13 protein-coding genes are annotated in these 17,205 nt (G+C 40.8%); 10 read left to right on the forward strand and 3 right to left on the reverse strand.

From position 1 onward, the window contains the following. The first annotated feature begins 118 nt into the window (after positions 1-118). Positions 119-931 carry an rRNA large subunit pseudouridine synthase E gene (locus MMP72_RS10320; protein WP_241316987.1) on the forward strand — a complete coding sequence of 271 codons (813 nt, stop codon included), beginning with the start codon at positions 119-121 and terminating at the stop codon, positions 929-931. Positions 932-1,083: 152 nt separating this feature from the next. Here the strand turns inward: MMP72_RS10320 and MMP72_RS10325 are convergent, their stop codons facing one another. Together MMP72_RS10325 and MMP72_RS10330 are read right to left on the reverse strand one after the other, a co-directional pair. Next, the gene (locus MMP72_RS10325; RefSeq protein WP_241316988.1) at positions 1,084-3,315 is read right to left on the reverse strand and encodes an NADP-dependent isocitrate dehydrogenase; all 2,232 of its coding nucleotides are present in this window, start codon (positions 3,313-3,315) and stop codon (positions 1,084-1,086) included. 198 nt (positions 3,316-3,513) lie between these two features. Further along, a complete protein-coding gene (locus MMP72_RS10330; RefSeq protein WP_241316990.1) occupies positions 3,514-5,217 on the reverse strand; it encodes a PDZ domain-containing protein in 1,704 nt (567 codons plus the stop codon). A 165-nt stretch (positions 5,218-5,382) separates the two neighbouring features. Between MMP72_RS10330 and MMP72_RS10335 the strand changes: the two genes are divergently transcribed. The 9 genes from MMP72_RS10335 to MMP72_RS10375 all read left to right on the forward strand — a co-directional run bounded on the left by MMP72_RS10335 (position 5,383) and on the right by MMP72_RS10375 (position 16,081). Next, positions 5,383-6,702: a D-alanyl-D-alanine carboxypeptidase PBP6B gene (locus MMP72_RS10335; protein ID WP_241316991.1), complete on the forward strand. Its 1,320-nt coding sequence runs from the start codon at positions 5,383-5,385 to the stop codon at positions 6,700-6,702. 93 nt (positions 6,703-6,795) lie between these two features. Beyond that, positions 6,796-8,082 carry an NAD(P)/FAD-dependent oxidoreductase gene (locus tag MMP72_RS10340; RefSeq protein WP_241316993.1) on the forward strand — a complete coding sequence of 429 codons (1,287 nt, stop codon included), beginning with the start codon at positions 6,796-6,798 and terminating at the stop codon, positions 8,080-8,082. A gap of 121 nt (positions 8,083-8,203) precedes the next feature. Next, positions 8,204-8,686 (forward strand): peptidylprolyl isomerase, encoded by a 483-nt coding sequence (locus MMP72_RS10345; RefSeq protein ID WP_005197827.1) that lies wholly within the window; start codon positions 8,204-8,206, stop codon positions 8,684-8,686. Between the two features lie 121 nt (positions 8,687-8,807). Further along, complete coding sequence (locus MMP72_RS10350; protein WP_241316995.1) at positions 8,808-10,280, forward strand: deoxyribodipyrimidine photo-lyase; 1,473 nt, start codon at positions 8,808-8,810, stop codon at positions 10,278-10,280. A 177-nt stretch (positions 10,281-10,457) separates the two neighbouring features. Continuing rightward, positions 10,458-11,207 carry a hypothetical protein gene (locus MMP72_RS10355; RefSeq protein WP_241316997.1) on the forward strand — a complete coding sequence of 250 codons (750 nt, stop codon included), beginning with the start codon at positions 10,458-10,460 and terminating at the stop codon, positions 11,205-11,207. Further along, positions 11,207-12,112: a hypothetical protein gene (locus MMP72_RS10360; protein ID WP_241316999.1), complete on the forward strand. Its 906-nt coding sequence runs from the start codon at positions 11,207-11,209 to the stop codon at positions 12,110-12,112. Before MMP72_RS10355 ends, MMP72_RS10360 begins: the two co-directional genes overlap by 1 nt. Beyond that, positions 12,099-13,349: a glycosyltransferase gene (locus tag MMP72_RS10365; protein WP_241317001.1), complete on the forward strand. Its 1,251-nt coding sequence runs from the start codon at positions 12,099-12,101 to the stop codon at positions 13,347-13,349. The genes MMP72_RS10360 and MMP72_RS10365 overlap by 14 nt, the downstream gene beginning before the upstream one ends. Position 13,350: 1 nt before the next feature. Further along, positions 13,351-15,198 (forward strand): hypothetical protein, encoded by a 1,848-nt coding sequence (locus MMP72_RS10370; RefSeq protein ID WP_241317003.1) that lies wholly within the window; start codon positions 13,351-13,353, stop codon positions 15,196-15,198. After that, positions 15,176-16,081 (forward strand): hypothetical protein, encoded by a 906-nt coding sequence (locus MMP72_RS10375; protein ID WP_241317005.1) that lies wholly within the window; start codon positions 15,176-15,178, stop codon positions 16,079-16,081. Before MMP72_RS10370 ends, MMP72_RS10375 begins: the two co-directional genes overlap by 23 nt. Here the strand turns inward: MMP72_RS10375 and wecB are convergent. Continuing rightward, positions 16,078-17,205: a UDP-N-acetylglucosamine 2-epimerase (non-hydrolyzing) gene (gene wecB, locus MMP72_RS10380; protein WP_241317007.1), complete on the reverse strand. Its 1,128-nt coding sequence runs from the start codon at positions 17,203-17,205 to the stop codon at positions 16,078-16,080. The genes MMP72_RS10375 and wecB overlap by 4 nt on opposite strands.

Consider the following 17,205-nt stretch of genomic DNA (forward strand, 5'->3'; position numbering starts at 1 on the left):
GTAAAATAGTCTAATGCAATCTAGTTTGTTTTGAGATTTATATGAGAAATAACAACATTTCTCCTATAAATAAAAGCATAAGTTTACCAACCCCCATATCCCAAAGTAGTATTTATTTATGAGAATAGTGGTCTTTAATAAACCCTATGATGTGCTTTCACAGTTCCGAGAAGATACGGCACACTTAACGGTTTCAAGTTTTATCAACGATCCTGAACTGCGTATCGCAGGCCGTTTAGATTTGGACTCGGAAGGTCTGATGTTTCTGACCGATCATGGGGGTTTAAATCAGTTCATTACCCACCCAAGCAATAAAAAGTATAAAACCTACCTTGCTCAAGTCGATGGTGATGTGACAGAAGAAGCGTTAGAGCAGCTACGTCAAGGCATCGAACTTGCGGATGGTCTCACCTTACCAGCAAAAGCCAGTAAAGTAGACGAGCCAGATTGGTTATGGGAACGCACCCCACCTGTACGCTATCGTGCCAACATTCCAACGACTTGGATTGAACTACAAATCTGTGAAGGACGTAACCGCCAAGTACGCCGTATGACGGCTGCTGTTGGTTTTCCAACTTTACGTTTGATTCGCACGCAAATTGGTTCGATTAATCTGGTTAAACTTGGTTTAAAACCGGGTGAAAAAGTCGAAATCGAACCGTTGCTGTATTCTGACTTTAAGGATGTACCAGCGGATAAACCGTATGAAGGTCGTTCTTTTGCGAAAAAGTCGACCAATAAACCACACTTTTCTCGCTCGAAAGATAAAGCGCGTGAAGAAAAAGGTGAAGCACCGTTTAAAGGCAAGAAAAAAGCCAGTGGCGGCACAACACGTATTTGGCAAATGGATGAAAGTGAAAAACCACGTCGTAAGACCAATGGTACGACACGTCCAAATACCAAAGCCCCTCGTGGTCGTCGTCCACGCTAGTTTCCCAAGCTAAAAAAAGATGCTATGTGCATCTTTTTTTTTTGAGTAAAAATTCGCACCCTAAAAGCGATAAAAAAAGAAGCCAGCGCATATGCGCTGGCTTCTTTGTGAAAGTAAGACGAGCGATCTCATCGTACATCACATCAATAATTTTAGACGGCTGCAAGAACTGCGTTAAAAGTCGCACTTGGACGCATGACAGCACTGATTTTATCCAAATCAACTGCGTAGTAACCACCAATATCGACAGGCTTACCTTGCACTTCAGCAAGTTCAGCACCGATTTTCTGCTCATTTTCAGCCAGTGCTTTCGCAAGTGGAGCGAACTTCGCTTTTAACTCAGTATCTTCGTCCTGTGCAGCAAGCGCTTCTGCCCAATACAACGATAGATAGAAGTGACTGCCACGGTTGTCTAGCTCACCAGTACGACGTGACGGTGACTTGCCGCTGTCGAGTAAGCGGTCAGTCGCTTGATCAAGTGTCTTCGCCAGTAACTTCGCACGAGAATTGTCTTCTTTAATTCCCATCTCTTCCAACGAAGCGGCCAAAGCAAGGAATTCACCAAGCGAGTCCCAACGTAAGTGGTTCTCTTCGACCAACTGCTGAACGTGTTTCGGTGCCGAACCGCCTGCGCCAGTTTCGTACATACCGCCACCCGCCATCAACGGAACGATAGACAGCATTTTCGCAGAAGTTCCCAATTCCATAATCGGGAACAAATCAGTCAGGTAATCGCGTAAGATATTTCCTGTGACTGAAATAGTGTCCAAACCACGTGCTACACGCTCAAGCGTATAACGCATCGCACGCACTTGAGACATGATTTGAATATCAAGTCCATCAATATCATAGTCTTGTAGATACGCTTCAACTTTCTTGATCAATTCATTTTCATGTGGACGATACGGGTCGAGCCAGAAGATTGCAGGCATACCTGAGTTACGCGCACGAGTGACCGCAAGCTTGACCCAATCACGAATCGGGGCATCTTTGACCTGACACATACGCCAGATGTCGCCTTCCTCAACATTTTGTGACATCAACACTTCACCTGTTTCAAGATCAGTGATGTTGGCAACACCTGCCTCAGTAATCTCAAAAGTCTTGTCGTGCGATCCGTATTCCTCAGCCTTTTGCGCCATCAAACCAACGTTTGGCACAGTTCCCATGGTTCTTGGATCGAAATTACCGTTCCACTTACAGAAATTGATCATTTCTTGATAGATACGAGCAAATGTCGATTCTGGCATAACGGCTTTACAGTCATACTGCTTACCATCAGCACCCCACATCTTACCGCCACCACGAATCATCGCAGGCATAGACGCATCGACAATAATGTCGTTAGGCGAATGGAAGTTGGTGATGCCTTTTGCCGAATCAACCATTGCAAGTGCAGGACGATGTTCCTGACAAGCATGTAAATCTTCAATAATCTCTTCACGCAAAGATGTTGGTAGAGTCTCAATCTTCTCGTAGAGCCCAGCCATACCATTATTGACGTTGATACCTAACTCGTCGAATAATTTGCCGTGTTTCTCAAAAGCATCTTTATAGTAAATTTTGACACAGTGACCGAACACGATTGGATGCGAAACTTTCATCATCGTCGCTTTGACGTGCAATGAGAATAAAATCCCTGCTTCACGACAATCTTCGAGTTCTTGCTCATAGAATTCACACAGTGCTTTCTTGCTCATGAACATCGAATCAATGATCTCACCATCCTGCAATGCCACTTTTGGCTTGAGGACAATACTATTACCACTCTTGGTAATCAGCTCCATTTTCACATTACGAGCGCGATCAAGTGTCATCGACTTTTCGCCGTGATAGAAATCACCATGTTCCATATGTGAAACGTGGGTTTGTGACCACTGTTTCCACTCACTCATTGAATGCGGATGCTTTTTAGCATAGTTCTTCACCGCAGTAGGCGCACGACGGTCAGAGTTACCTTCGCGCAATACTGGGTTTACAGCCGAACCGAGACATTTACCATAACGAGCCTTAATCGCATTTTCTTCCTCAGTCGTCGGATTTCCTGGATAATCAGGAATTGCATAACCTTTAGATTGAAGCTCTTTAATACATGAAATCAACTGAGCAACTGACGCACTGATATTCGGAAGTTTGATAATATTCGTATCTGGATCCTGCGTGAGACGTCCGAGCTCTGCAAGGTTGTTAGTCACCTTTTGCTCGTCACTTAAATAGTCCGAGAATTCTGAGAGCACACGTACGGCTACTGAAATGTCACTTTTGACAATCTTGATGCCAGCAGGCTTAGTAAAGGTTTCAATGATCGGCAGCAGCGAGTAGGTCGCCAATAGCGGCGCCTCATCAGTCAGTGTGTAAATGATTGTTGACTTTCCACTAGCCATATATAGCCCCTTGTGTTGGATTGAGTTTTGAGGACCGAGCTTTTGGCCCAGTCCCTGAGAACCGATGTGCTTAAATAAAACCCTGAGAGTATCAGCCCTCATCGCATCTCAGTCAACGCAATATCCAGTGATAACGACATTTCGATAGGAAATACTACATAACCATAATATGGACTTATCAAAAATCATACTTTAGGCTTACACATTCAACCATCTATCCATTTTACTTTGATCTTCAACTTTCAACTCAACTGTCGCGAGTGAATCTTCTCCACCCTGAATCTCAAATTGTAAAAACTCATCTCGACGGAATGCATAAACGGTAAATAAGCCTTGCTGCTTCGCATATTGGGCTAACAATTTCTCGGATGCTTTTAAACCATCAATAGCAATAATCACATCATTGGCGGATAGACCCGCTTGAGCCGCAGCACTGTCACGGCGAACTTGTTGTACAAATACACCCTCTGCTTTATCCACAGTTTTCAAACCAAATGGAAGCGCTTTGTCATTTTTGATGAGATAACTTAAACCAAACTCAGGTAATAATTGGTCCAATGGCAGTTCGTCAGTGGTATTGATCAAATGATTGATTTGCTCAATCCAATCATCACCCGTCAATTCATTGCATAACTCAAAAATCGTGCGATCATTGACCTGAATCCCATTTTGCCTATTTTCATACAAACGACGCATCAACGCGTCCAGACTGGAACCACGTAAACGCAAACCCAAGTCTAAACAAAGTGCGACGAGGCTGCCCTTATTATAGTAACTGGTACCTGCGTTAATTGAATTTTCATCCTGACGATAGAATTTGATCCAAGCATCAAAACTGGACTCAGAAACAGACTGAATAAAACGTCCTGGGTTTTGCAAATAACGATCAATTTGTGCTTTTAATAAGTCCAAATAAGATGTTTGTGAAATCACACCACTGCGCAATAAAATCAGATCATCATAATAAGAAGTAAAGCCTTCAAAGATCCAAAGTAAGCTGGTATAGCCTTCTTTGTGCAAATCATAATTGGCAAAGTTTTCTGGTCGGATAAATTTCACTAACCATGAATGAAAATATTCATGACTACATAAGCCTAAGAAACGTTGATAGTCCTTAGATGGCTCTGCTGCTTCATTTTCCTTTGGTAAATCATCACGCGGTGTGATCAAACTGGTACTATTACAATGCTCCAAGCCACCATAACTATTGCCTGTCGCCATGGTCATAAAGCTATAGTTTTGAAATGGTGCTGAGCCAAACATGTCGATTTCAGTACGACATATTTTTTCTATATCCGCTTGTAAGCGTTGTAAATTGGTACTGTGTTTACCTGAAATCACAAACTCGTGCGGAATACCATTTGCCTCAAAGCTAAAACGACTTTGATCAGCGAGTTCAAATGGGCTATCAATCAGTTGATCATAATTTTCAGCTTTTAAAGTAAATCGTCCTTTGACTAAACTTTTAGCTGGCAAGCCAGTGGCAATTTGGAAATGTTTCAATTCATCGGGTAAGAACAATTCCACTTCGCAAGGTGATTGTTCTTGATCCTGAAGCCCTAAACAAACACAGGCTGGATTGACATACACACGGGTTTGATCCACATAAGCGCCACGCACTGATAAATCATATGCATAGACATCATATTCAACCGTAATCAGTTCATGGTCGGTATTGAATAAACGCCAGCGATTCTTTTCTGTTTTTTTAATACTGAGTAAACGCCCTGCTTCATCCGATGCTTTCACCGACTCGATATGTTTTGAAAACTCACGAATCAGGTAACTCCCTGGAATCCAAGTGGGCAGCCAAAGCTCTTGATTTGGATTGGCGAGAAAACGAAGCGTGACATGAATGAGGTGTTGGCGATAATCATCGAACTCAATTTGATAGTGCAGCATAGTTCAAAATAAAAATAGAAAAATTTCTCACAGCTTATCATTTTTTTACAAAGTCTTGCGCAGTTGTCGAAATTGTCTGCAAAAGTTGCTAGATTCTTCAGCAGAAAAGTCATAGCATGCTTTCCTTGCGTTCATGCCACTGGATCGGCTGTATAAGGTATTTAAGTGAAATTTCTCCTCTCCCTCTGTCTATTCCTTAGCGTGTTTTTTGCTCAGCTAACACATGCCAATTTACTCAACATTATGCCTGAAACAGTCGATGCTCAGGCATGGTCGATCATTGATGTACAATCCGGACAAATCATCGCTGAACATAATAGTCATGTACAGCGCGCCCCAGCGTCTTTGACCAAAATGATGGTCGCCTATATCGCATTAAAAGAGATTGAAGCAGGTAAATTAAAAAAAGAAGAAATCATCACGGCTACACCGATTGTTAGCACAGTCATGTGGGATGAGTCACAGATGTATTTAAAAGCTGGCGAACAAATTTCGGTGGATCAGTTGTTAGCAGGTCTTATTATTATGTCGGCCAATGATGCTGCGCTTACACTGGCTGAAAAAATATCAGGCAGCGTACCGCAATTTATCGTACGCATGAATCAGGAAGCGCAAGCTCTCGGCATGAAAGATACCCATTTCAGTAATCCTGCTGGAATCACCATGGTGGATCATTATTCGACAGCAGCCGATCTTGGTTTATTGGCGCAAGCGATTGTGACTCAAGCACCAGACTATTTACATTATTCAAAAATGCCTAGTTTTAGTTACAATCAGCGCTTTCACCGTGCAACTAACCTTGCGCTTAAAACAGACCCAACCGCTGATGGCTTAAAAACAGGCTATACCAAAGCGGCAGGCTACAACTTGGCTTTAACCGCAGAGCGCCCTACTTTTGACTCAGTCGATAAGCGTCGTTTGATTGTGGTTGTACTTGGAACACCAAATGCAGTAAAACGCGCTGAAGTGGCACAGAAATTAATGAGCTTGGCTTATACTTATACCCGCGATGAAGAAGTCATTCCAAAGCAAAGACTAATTGCAGAGCTTCCCGTCATTAAATCGACCTTGAAAATGTTTAAAGTAGAGACTCAACAACCCACCATTGTGACCACGTCTTTATATGCGCAATCCACACCGATTGATTTAAATACTTTTGATTTACTCACGCAACGAATTCATCTGCCTGATCTAAACCAACAAATCACCTCAGTTGAACCACTGCAAAGTACCAATACCCATATCAATATTGAATTGAATCAACAACATTTGACTGCGCCATTGACCCAAGCTATGAATTTGGCCACAGTTTCGATTTATCAAAATAATCAGTTACTTCGTAGCTTACAAATTGAAAATGATGTGCAAATAGAAGAAGCCAATCTTTTTCAAAGAATCATAAACTGGTTTTCAAACCTATTTTCGTTATTTTCAACACATGATTCTTCCAAGACTGCCAAACTCTACCCACTAAATCAAGGTTAAAAACAGACTATTTTGCTCAAGATTAACCATACAGCCTTGTACATAAGGATGGCATAATCTAGCCATCCTTTCACAAAAATAATGAGGCTCATCATGAGCAAAACCTTACATCATATCGTGATTGTGGGTGGTGGCGCAGGTGGTTTAGAACTTGCGACACAACTAGGTGAACGTTTTGGTCGACGAGAGAAAGCCAAAATCACCTTAGTCGATCAGAACCTCACTCACATATGGAAACCGCTCCTTCATGAAATCGCCGCTGGCTCGCTAAATCCTCACGAAGAACAAACCAATTATTTTGCTCATGCAGAAAAACATCATTTTGAGTTCGTTCTCGGAACCTTACTTGATGTTAATAAAGATCAAAAACAAATTACTATTTCTCCTCCCCAACTCTCCAAAGAACACACCCCACTCATTCAAAACTTAAGCTATGACACTTTGGTGCTGGCGGTTGGCTCAGTCTCCAATGATTTTGGTACTGAAGGTGTGCGTGAATATTGTCATTTCTTGGATAGTCGTCAACAAGCCGATATTTTCCAACAAGATTTATTCCATCTGTATATTGAAGCACAAAATCAACCGACTGAACGCGCCTTGAATATTGGGATCGTTGGTGCAGGTGCAACTGGGGTTGAGTTAGCGGCAGAATTGATCGAAACCACCAAGAACTTTTATCGTTATGGATTAAAGAAAATTAATCCAAAGCAAGTCAAAATCACGCTCATTGAAGCATCTGACCGTATCCTGCCTGCACTCAATGAAAAGACTGCGGCACATAGTGCCAAGCAACTCAAAAAAATGGGCATTGAGGTTCTGACTCAACACAAAGTGCAAAAAGTCGATGAGTCCAATGTCTATTTCAGTAATGGCAATGTCATACACTCAGATATTACGGTATGGGCTGCTGGGGTAAAAGCACCTAAAGTTTTAGAGTCATTTGATGATTTTAAACGCGATAAAATTAATCGCTTAATGGTCTATGCAACCCTACAAACCTATTCAGATCCAAATGTATTTGCATTTGGTGACTGTGCAAACTGTCAATTAGATGCACGACAACCGCCGCTCGGTCCTCGCGCCCAAGTTGCAAGTCAGCAAGCAACCTTTTTGGTTGATGCAATGGCAGCACGTTTATCAGGCTCACCTCAACCGATGTTTGTCTTTAACGACAAGGGATCACTGGTGTCGTTAAGTCGTAATCAAGCTGTAGGCGAATTGCTTGGTGATGTAAGTGTGCAGGGTTTTATTGCCAAAACCATGTATGTTTCTTTATATCGACTACATCAAGCCAATATTCATGGTTATACCCAAGCGGGAATGCTCACCATGAAAGATTTGCTTACAAGACGCGTCCGTCCAAAAATTAAACTATATTGAGTTGAAATTTGATATTTCGTGCCTATTTATAACGAAATCGTTTCAAAAAGTGGAAAATGGTCTACAAAAACCATTTTTCACTTTATGATATACACCTAAATTAATGACATGGATTAAAAACATGACTGCTATTGCAAATAATCACGTGGTTTCATTCCACTACACTTTAACAAACGCTGAGGGTGAAACACTTGATAAATCTCAAGGTGAACCACTTGCATATTTGCACGGCGCAGGCAATATCATTCCAGGTTTAGAAAATGCACTTACAGGTAAAACTGTTGGCGAAAAATTCACAGTAAACGTTCCAGCTGCGGAAGGTTACGGTGAATACAACCCTGACCTCGTTCAAGAAGTTCCAGCTCAAATGTTCCAAGGCGTGGACAACATCCAACCAGGTATGCAATTCCAAGCTCAAACTGATGACGGCGTACAGATCGTAACAGTTAAAGCGATTGAAGGTGACAACATCCTTGTTGATGCAAACTTCCCGCTTGCAGGTCAAGATCTTACTTTTGAAGTTGAAATCGTTGAAATCCGTGATGCTTCTCAAGAAGAATTAGATCACGGTCACGTTCATGGTGCAGGTGGTCACCACCACTAATTCATTTTTGAATTAGATGATCAAAAGCAAAGCTTCGGCTTTGCTTTTTTATCAGCTACTACTTTTACAAAACAACAAAATCACTTAAGGTCATTCTATTCAATTTTACTGATTTTGATTTATGTCGCATGTCCATCAATTGATTTGGTTCCGTCAAGACCTAAGAATCCGTGATCATGCTGCACTTTGGCACGCCACTCAAGCTGGCTCATGTATTGCGATCGCTATAGTGTCGCCTGAACAATGGCAGCAACATGATGATGCCCCAATTAAAATCGAATTCTACTTACGCCAACTACAACACTTAAAACACGAGCTTGCTGCGTTCAATATTCCACTCATTATCGTGACAGTTCAGCACTGGCAACATATCCCTGAATTCTTCGAAAACCTATTCAAACACATTCATTTTCAACATGTATACGCCAATATTGAGCTCGGCGTAAATGAGTTAAAACGTGATCATGACACTCAACGCATGTTAAATCGACATCAAAAAGATCTTATTTTACTCAATGACCGTACGCTTTTCCCTGCCACCTCTATTCGTAATCAATCCAATTTACCTTATCAAGTCTTCGGGGCATTTAAGAAAACCTGTTATCAACGTTTACAACATGGTTTACCCCAATGTTATCCCACACCTGCGACTCAACCCCGAATTACGTGTGATTTTCCATCACTCATGCAAACTGATATTGAGGCGTTACAGCATCACTATGCGGCAAAGTTTAATCCATCATGCATGGATACTTGGAACATTGGTGAAACACATGCACTGCATTTACTCGACCAATTTATCGATGAAAAATTAACAGACTATAAAAATGAACGTGATTTGCCTGCCCTATCAGGAACCAGCCAACTCTCGGCTTATTTGAATATCGGAATCATCTCCATTCGCCAATGTATCCAAGCCTTGTTTCGCCAACAACAAGGTGATTTTATTATCCAATCAGAAGGTCAACAGACATGGCTGGATGAACTGCTATGGCGTGAGTTTTATCAACATATCCTCTTTGATTTCCCGAAAGTTTCGAGACATTTGCCGTTTAAACCATCTACCCAAAATATTGGCTGGCGTAATGATCCCATTGGACTGGAAAAATGGCAACAAGGGCAAACAGGCATTCCGATTGTGGATGCTGGTATGCGCCAACTACTTGCCACAGGTTGGATGCACAATCGAGTCCGGATGATCTGTGCCATGTTCTTAAGCAAAAATCTACTCATTGACTGGCGTAAAGGCGAACAATGGTTTATGCAACATTTGATTGATGGTGACTTGGCTGCCAATAATGGTGGATGGCAATGGTGCGCATCAACAGGTACCGATGCTGCACCTTATTTTCGTATTTTTAATCCAGTCAATCAATCGCAGAAATTTGATCCACACGGAGATTATATTCGCAAGTGGCTACCTGAGCTTGTTGATTTAGATGACAAATCAATCCATGAGCCTTATGCTAAAAATGCAGTTAAACGCCTAAATTATCCAGTGCCGATAGTCGATTTAAAAACCAGTCGTGTACGTGCAATTGAAACATTCAGAGCATATCTGCACGAAGCTATATGCAATGCCAATAAACTATAATCCAATAAAATAGACGTTGTTTTTATTTCAAGTCTTGTGCAATAAAAATACAGAACTCACTGTATCTTGTTGTTTATAACAACTATTCCATAACATTAATAACAGAAAAACTATCGTAATCATCAAAAAATAATGATAATTTGATCACAAAATAGACTAAATAAAACTAAAACTACTATGCAGAAGAATCCCGCTCCAGCACTCCTCTTGTGGATTATCTCAGCTCAAGTATTTATGGGTATAGTTGCTTACGAGTGGCTGCCAGCAAGTTATCGCGGCAGTTGGATCCTCCTTCTGATGCTCGTCATCGCGGGAGCATATTTAAATGTCGGCAAGGCGCTCATCCTGGGCTTGGTCACTTTTATTGCAATTGCAGTCTATTTCTTTTTAGATCTGGCCAATCAAACCTATATTGAACGTCAACTGCTACTCTTATTTGTAGCACCAATCGCTCCCATCTTTTTAAGTGCAATCCGCCATAACATCAAAAATGCCTTAGCAAGCTATCGTGCAATTCAAAGTTATGATCGAAATTATCAACACGATATTCTCCCACTAACGGCATTAAAACACTTTCAAGATGAGCTCAAGAAATTATTAAAACTGACACAAAAAAACCAATATCAAGTCATTAGCACCCAGATTGCAAATACATTGCTGATCAGAGAAATGTTGGGTGAGGATATTTGGAAAGAAACTCAAAATAAGATCATGGCAATCTTATCGACTGAACAAGATAGTGTGATTTATCATTTCATCAATGAAGAGCTCAGTGAAATTAAAAGTATTGTTATCCACGAAAATAAAACCGATCAACAATACGACCATCCTCTGTTTATTCAACAACTACAAGAACTCACAGTATTAAAACTTAAAATTGAACAACACACTGAGTACCTATCCCAAGCAATGAGAGAGGTGCCCTGATGTCAATACTGCTTAATATTTGTGGTTTGCTGATAGCAACCGAGCATTTTCCTGATACGACTCTGCAACAGTTTTATCAGCAGTATTATCATTGCACCATTCAGCCAGCAAAAACTGACTTAAGATCACAGATTCAATCTCCTCAAGCGGTTACACAACTATTTTCTTATCCTGAAACGTGGTGGCCAATTTTTACCGCTGATCAATTACAATCAGATAGTTTCAAGCAATTAATTGAAAAAGGCGTCAAACCAGGAGTCATTCTGCCAGATAATTATTTTAGTCTCATTGAATATTATCAAATTAAAAAGGCGGTCAATGCGGGTGCCATTCCAATTGCGCTCTTTCAAATGCACCATTCAAAATATTTTGCGTCGAAAGCAACCTTCTCCACTGCACTAGGTCTCAGACCTCTAGCTGCACTGATCGAAACAGGTTGGGATGAAAACCTGATTGCTCAACCCGCAGGTAATTATATTATTCAATCAGATGATCGCAATCACTTGTCTATTCCTGCACGCAAGATTCAGCACCATCAGCATTATTTTTATCAGGCCAGTACCGATTCATCACAGACCTCAGGCTATCAAGTGCTCATTAATCCGCCAATAGATATGCCTGTAACCAATATCGAATATCCGCAATTAGGCATCTCATGGAACTTAAACAAAATTAAATATACCAGCACAACGACAGGCGTCGAAACCAACATATTCGGTTATTTGATGATTGTGATGAGCACCATTGTGATTCCACTAGACTATTTGTTGACATCCCACTTTCCAAGTTTACTGAGTAGCTTTGGAAGTTCGATCTCATGGATTTCACTTTTACTCGGAGGAATCCTGTTGCTTCTCTTGAATATTGCCATCATTCGGAGGAGAAGAATAAATGCCCGCAATTGATATTCTTTTCTTATTTGGCTTTCTCGGAATCTGGATTCCACAGGCATTTTGGGCATGGTTGAGTTACCAAGCGTGGAAATATTCAAAAAAAGCAGCAAAAGAGCTAGAAAACTTACCCATTCCAGCCGAATGGCCCATGTTAAGTGTGCTCATTCCAGCCTATAACGAAGGCGTAGTGATTGAAGCCACCTTACATGCCATTGCACAGCAAGACTATCCAGCACATGCCTACGAAGTCTTATTGATCAATGATGGCTCTAAAGACGATACGCTTGAAATTGCCGAACGTATGGCAGCGATTTACCCATGTATTAAGATCGTCAATGTCCCTAAAGGTATGGGCGGTAAAGGTAAATCTCGAACACTCAACAACGGTCTACCACATGCCGAAGGCGAACTCATCATTGTTTATGATGCTGACAGTACCCCTGAACCTGACTGTGTACGCCTACTCGCCCAAACCCTACTTGCTGATAAAAAACTGGTTGCAGTGAATGGTAAAGTACGTACCCGTAACTGGCGCGATAGTATTTTGACTCGCTTTATTGCGATTGAATTTATTTTCTTTCAATGGATCTTTCAGGGAGGCCGTTGGCAACGCTTTGAACTTTCAACGCTCATGGGAACCAACTATGTAATTTGGCGTGATGCCTTAGAAACACTAGGCGGTTTTGATGAAAAATCATTGGTTGATGACACCGAGATGAGTTTCCGAATTTTTCTCGGTCAAAGGCGGATTAAATGGGTCCCTTATGCAGTGGGTTGGCAGCAAGATCCACCATCATTAAGCGTTTTTATCAAACAACGATCGCGGTGGACACAAGGCAATTTCTATGTGACCAGCAAATATTTGCCCATCGCTTTAAGGAAACCCTTTCCTATTGGCATCGAAATTTTTAACAACATCATGTGCTATGTGTTATTCGTTCCTGCACTGATTTGGAGTCATATTACGCTTACTTTAGGCTTACTCGGTATTGCTGGTATTACCTTACCTGGACCCTTTACTCTGTTATGGGGCTTATCTTTTTGCCTATATGTGGCACAAATGTGGTTCACCTTATCTTTAGAACGAGCGAAACCTCAACTATATTTCTTCTCAGTTTTATCCTATGTCACTTATTCACAAATATTTTTGTTTATCGTATTTAAAGCGGCTTATGACATGCTGAAAAATAAGATACAAGGAAATTCATTACAGTGGTATAAAACTGAACGTAGCAAGGAGAGAAAATAAAATGAAAAAAAACCAATTGCATCATCCCATTTTCAAAACATTATTAGCAAGTGCTGCCCTCTCTTTGCCCATATTTGCTTTTGCAGACACATGGAATACGTGGACATTTGACAATATTAGCACCTCCAACAAATACACCATTGAGCCGCACTTCTTTTATGTCGGTAAAGGGTCTGAATGGCAAAGTATTCGTTTTAGCAGTGACTATTCAACAGAACATTCCACCACCTTATTAGTCAAATATGATGATAAGTTGATTTATAACACCATTCTAAATGGTTCTGGTGAATTGAATTTTGATATTCCAGCTGCCGCAAGTGGTTTTCACCGTTTAGATTTTATTTTACAGCAATATTCTCCTCGAACATCTCCAGCAGCAGATCGGACGACCTTCTGTAGTGAGGATATTGATCAGGTCACTTATTTAAGCAATTCGAAAATTGATTACACACGACACCGAGCACTTTATCGGTTAAAAGATTTACCCGATGCCCTATTTAATCCACAGGTCGTCCGCCCAACACCCTTTAATGGCGTACTGAAATACAATTCAGCCAATATTCATGAGGCCTCTATGCTGGGACGTTTAATCAGTGCTTGGGGATCTGTTACGCCAGTCAAATGGTATGAACAAACACCACCCACTGATCAGACCGCAGATTTTTTCATTGAAATTTCTAAATCAGCAACCCCATTACCCAATGGAACTTTAGTACAAATTAGCGCGCAGAATAATGTTCCAACTTTACATATCCAATATGATCAACCTAATAAGTTAGTATCTGCAATTAATGGACTGTTAAATCCAGCCTACTTACAACAACTGAATACCTCGGCAACTTTTTTACCCGATAAACTTGCGGCACCCACATGGGCCAAAATCAAACAAATCAATACGCTTGCGGACTTAGGGATCAGTGACTTTCGTTTAAACCAAGCTGAAAAAAATCTTTTCCTGACCTTTCCTGCGGTTTGGCAACCCACAGATATTTTGCAGGGACAAATTGCACTACGGGTGCAAAGTGGTTTACTGGAAGGTTCTAATATTACCACTTGGATTGATGGTGGGCTCGCAGGTAGTCTAAAAACGGCTGAATTAGATTCAGACCCTGTCAATCGTCAATTTAATTACTTTGCGAAAACGATTTCAAATAATACAACCTTCAGTATGAAGTTGGAAAACTCCGTGATTGTCAATTCACAATGTTTACCAACCGCAAAAGGTTCTTTATGGATTGATACTAAAAAATCAACGGTTAAACTGCCGCATAAACTCAAAAATGGAGTTGCATCACTGCCCATGACCTTTGCAACACATCCGAAAATTGCAATTGATGGTCGACCAGGAAGTTTGGAAATCGCTTTGATCGTGAGCCAAGCGGCCAAAAGAATGCTAATGACCAATGATCCTGTTCCATTAAATTTTGTTAAATTTGATCCAGCAAAACCAGAGCTTATTAATGTGCATGTCAATCCGAATATCTATCGTCAACAAGTCTTAATGCATCAAGACAAGGTTTATCTCCCTGCTGCAACCAATGGATTCTTAGTGAGTGTCAATGATCAGCGCTTTGACATTCTCACTGATTCAGTCAACGGTGCTCAGAATTTCACTAAACTTTGGGAGAAAATTCAACAAAATATTCCAAACAATGCCAGCAAGATATTGGTTACTGAAAATGGGCAAGTATTTACTTTACAGAAAATTATTGTAGGAAATCAGAAAGTACCATTAGTTCAACAATCCTCCTTTTTTATCTTGGTTTCGATCATCTCTGCTATTATGATTCTTATCATCTTGCTCTGGTACTGGCGAAAAAAACCAAATGCTAAAAATAAGGCCGAATAATTTAAAATTTATAATTACTTTAATCTTATCAACTTTAATATTTTTGGGAGGTTGCATGCATTTTCTTCAATCAGAAATGCAGCCTCCACAAATTGAAGGTGTGTTTTGGCAGCCCGATTTAAAAACAACCCCACCTACAGGTAATTGGGATTTATTGGGTGTTTCAACCTTTGTCCCACAATGGTCTGTTGTGCAAACCAAATCTTGGTTCGACCATGATATTGGTTTTACTAAATGGGAAAAAAACATCAACCTGAAACAGCTCAATCAACAGCCATGGGCAGAAAATATTATATTGGGCTTGGCTGGTGAATATGATGAAAAATTAGCGCGTTCTAAGGTTGTTCACCTTGCAGAAAACTCTCAACAGATTATTGATAAAACCCAGTCAATCCCATTGAAAGGATACTATTTTCCAATAGAGGCCGACCCAACTTGGCTCGGTGTGGGGATTTTAGGACAGGCCTTAAGCACGCTCCCAAAACCACTTTGGGTCAGTATCTATAGCGCTGAAGCAATGCCACAACACTTGGATGTATGGTTGAAAAGTTGGCTACCTGAACAAACCAACGTATTTTTTCAAGATGGCGTTGGTGTAGGCACGCGTTCACCTCAACAAGCCAGAGTCATCTTAGATGACTTACAACAAGAATTCGGACAAGAAAATATTATTATTGTGTTAGAAGCCTTTCGAACCACCAAAAACGGTAAGTTTCGTTCAGCCTACCCTTGGGAAATTATTGAGCAACTGAACGCTTATGAAGGGCAAACCGTCTATATTTTTGACGGTCCACATTATATGAACCGTATGACCGTCTATATGGTGGCATTGTGGTATAAACTTAAATATGGCTCAAATGCAAAGCCGAAATCAGCATATTAACCTTGAGCAATCTGATCCAGAATGCGTTGGGATGCTTTACCATCACCAAACGGATTCGGCACATTTGCCATACGGGCATAATGTACTTGATCTGAAAGTAGTTTTTCAGCTTCTGCTACGATTTTGGCTTGATCTGTACCCACTAAAATTCCTGCACCGACTTGAACCACTTCAGGACGCTCAGTTGTTTCTCGTAGAATAAGCACAGGCTTATTAAATGAAGGGCTTTCTTCTTGTAGGCCACCTGAGTCTGTTAAAATAAATGCTGCACGATCAATCACCGCAAGTAGACTTGGATAGTCTAATGGTTTGACGAGATGAACCTGTGAATAGTGAGGAAATTTACGATGTACCACATCATGTACTGCTGGATTTAAATGCACTGGCCAAACGAAGTGAACGTCAGGATAGTGTTGTGCTAAATATTCAACCGCATTACAAATATTTTGTATGCCCTCACCAAAGTTTTCACGACGATGGGCTGTGATCAATACAATTCGAGCATTTTCAGGAAAGACTAAACCATGCTGCTGTAAATGATCTTGTTGCGTGGTTTGTTGATGAATCAGCGCTCGGCCAAGATATACGGCATCAACAACCGTATTGCCTGTTACAGTAATATTTTCTGTTGGAATATGTTCCTGTAATAAATTCTGTTTAGACTGCTCTGTTGGAGCGAAATGCCATTTGGTGATTCTTGAGACCAATTGGCGATTTCCTTCTTCAGGAAATGGATGATCCAAATCATAAGAGCGTAAACCGGCTTCCACATGCGCCACAGGAATTTTCATTGAAAATGCCACCAATCCCGCCGCTAAGACCGTGGTGGTATCCCCTTGAATCACAATTGCATCACGTTGTTGCCCATCATTAAAAATACCTTCTAATTGACTCAGACCTTGAATCAACAATTGATTTAAACTTTGCCCAGCATTCATCATTTTTAAACGGTGATCTATTTTGATTTGGAAAAACTCAATTGCATCACGTACCAACTCATCATGCTGCCCCGTAAAAATAACTTCGACTTGAAAACGCTCATCTTGTTGAGCTAATAAAATGACGGGTGCAAGTTTGATCAATTCTGGACGAGTACCAAACACAATTGAAATTAATTTTTTCAT

The sequence above is a fragment of the Acinetobacter sp. NIPH 2699 genome (genome assembly GCF_022549355.1).
Classification (GTDB): Bacteria; Pseudomonadota; Gammaproteobacteria; order Pseudomonadales; family Moraxellaceae; genus Acinetobacter.

Bases quoted from the DNA above. Each gene is read 5' to 3' on its own strand.
- MMP72_RS10320 (WP_241316987.1), top strand. From the start codon at position 119: ATGAGAATAGTGGTCTTTAATAAACCCTATGATGTGCTTTCACAGTTC.
- MMP72_RS10325 (WP_241316988.1), bottom strand. From the start codon at position 3,315: ATGGCTAGTGGAAAGTCAACAATCATTTACACACTGACTGATGAGGCG.
- MMP72_RS10330 (WP_241316990.1), bottom strand. From the start codon at position 5,217: ATGCTGCACTATCAAATTGAGTTCGATGATTATCGCCAACACCTCATT.
- MMP72_RS10340 (WP_241316993.1), top strand. From the start codon at position 6,796: ATGAGCAAAACCTTACATCATATCGTGATTGTGGGTGGTGGCGCAGGT.
- MMP72_RS10345 (WP_005197827.1), top strand. From the start codon at position 8,204: ATGACTGCTATTGCAAATAATCACGTGGTTTCATTCCACTACACTTTA.
- MMP72_RS10350 (WP_241316995.1), top strand. From the start codon at position 8,808: ATGTCGCATGTCCATCAATTGATTTGGTTCCGTCAAGACCTAAGAATC.
- MMP72_RS10355 (WP_241316997.1), top strand. From the start codon at position 10,458: ATGCAGAAGAATCCCGCTCCAGCACTCCTCTTGTGGATTATCTCAGCT.
- MMP72_RS10360 (WP_241316999.1), top strand. From the start codon at position 11,207: ATGTCAATACTGCTTAATATTTGTGGTTTGCTGATAGCAACCGAGCAT.
- MMP72_RS10365 (WP_241317001.1), top strand. From the start codon at position 12,099: ATGCCCGCAATTGATATTCTTTTCTTATTTGGCTTTCTCGGAATCTGG.
- MMP72_RS10370 (WP_241317003.1), top strand. From the start codon at position 13,351: ATGAAAAAAAACCAATTGCATCATCCCATTTTCAAAACATTATTAGCA.
- MMP72_RS10375 (WP_241317005.1), top strand. From the start codon at position 15,176: ATGCTAAAAATAAGGCCGAATAATTTAAAATTTATAATTACTTTAATC.
- wecB (WP_241317007.1), bottom strand. From the start codon at position 17,205: ATGAAAAAATTAATTTCAATTGTGTTTGGTACTCGTCCAGAATTGATC.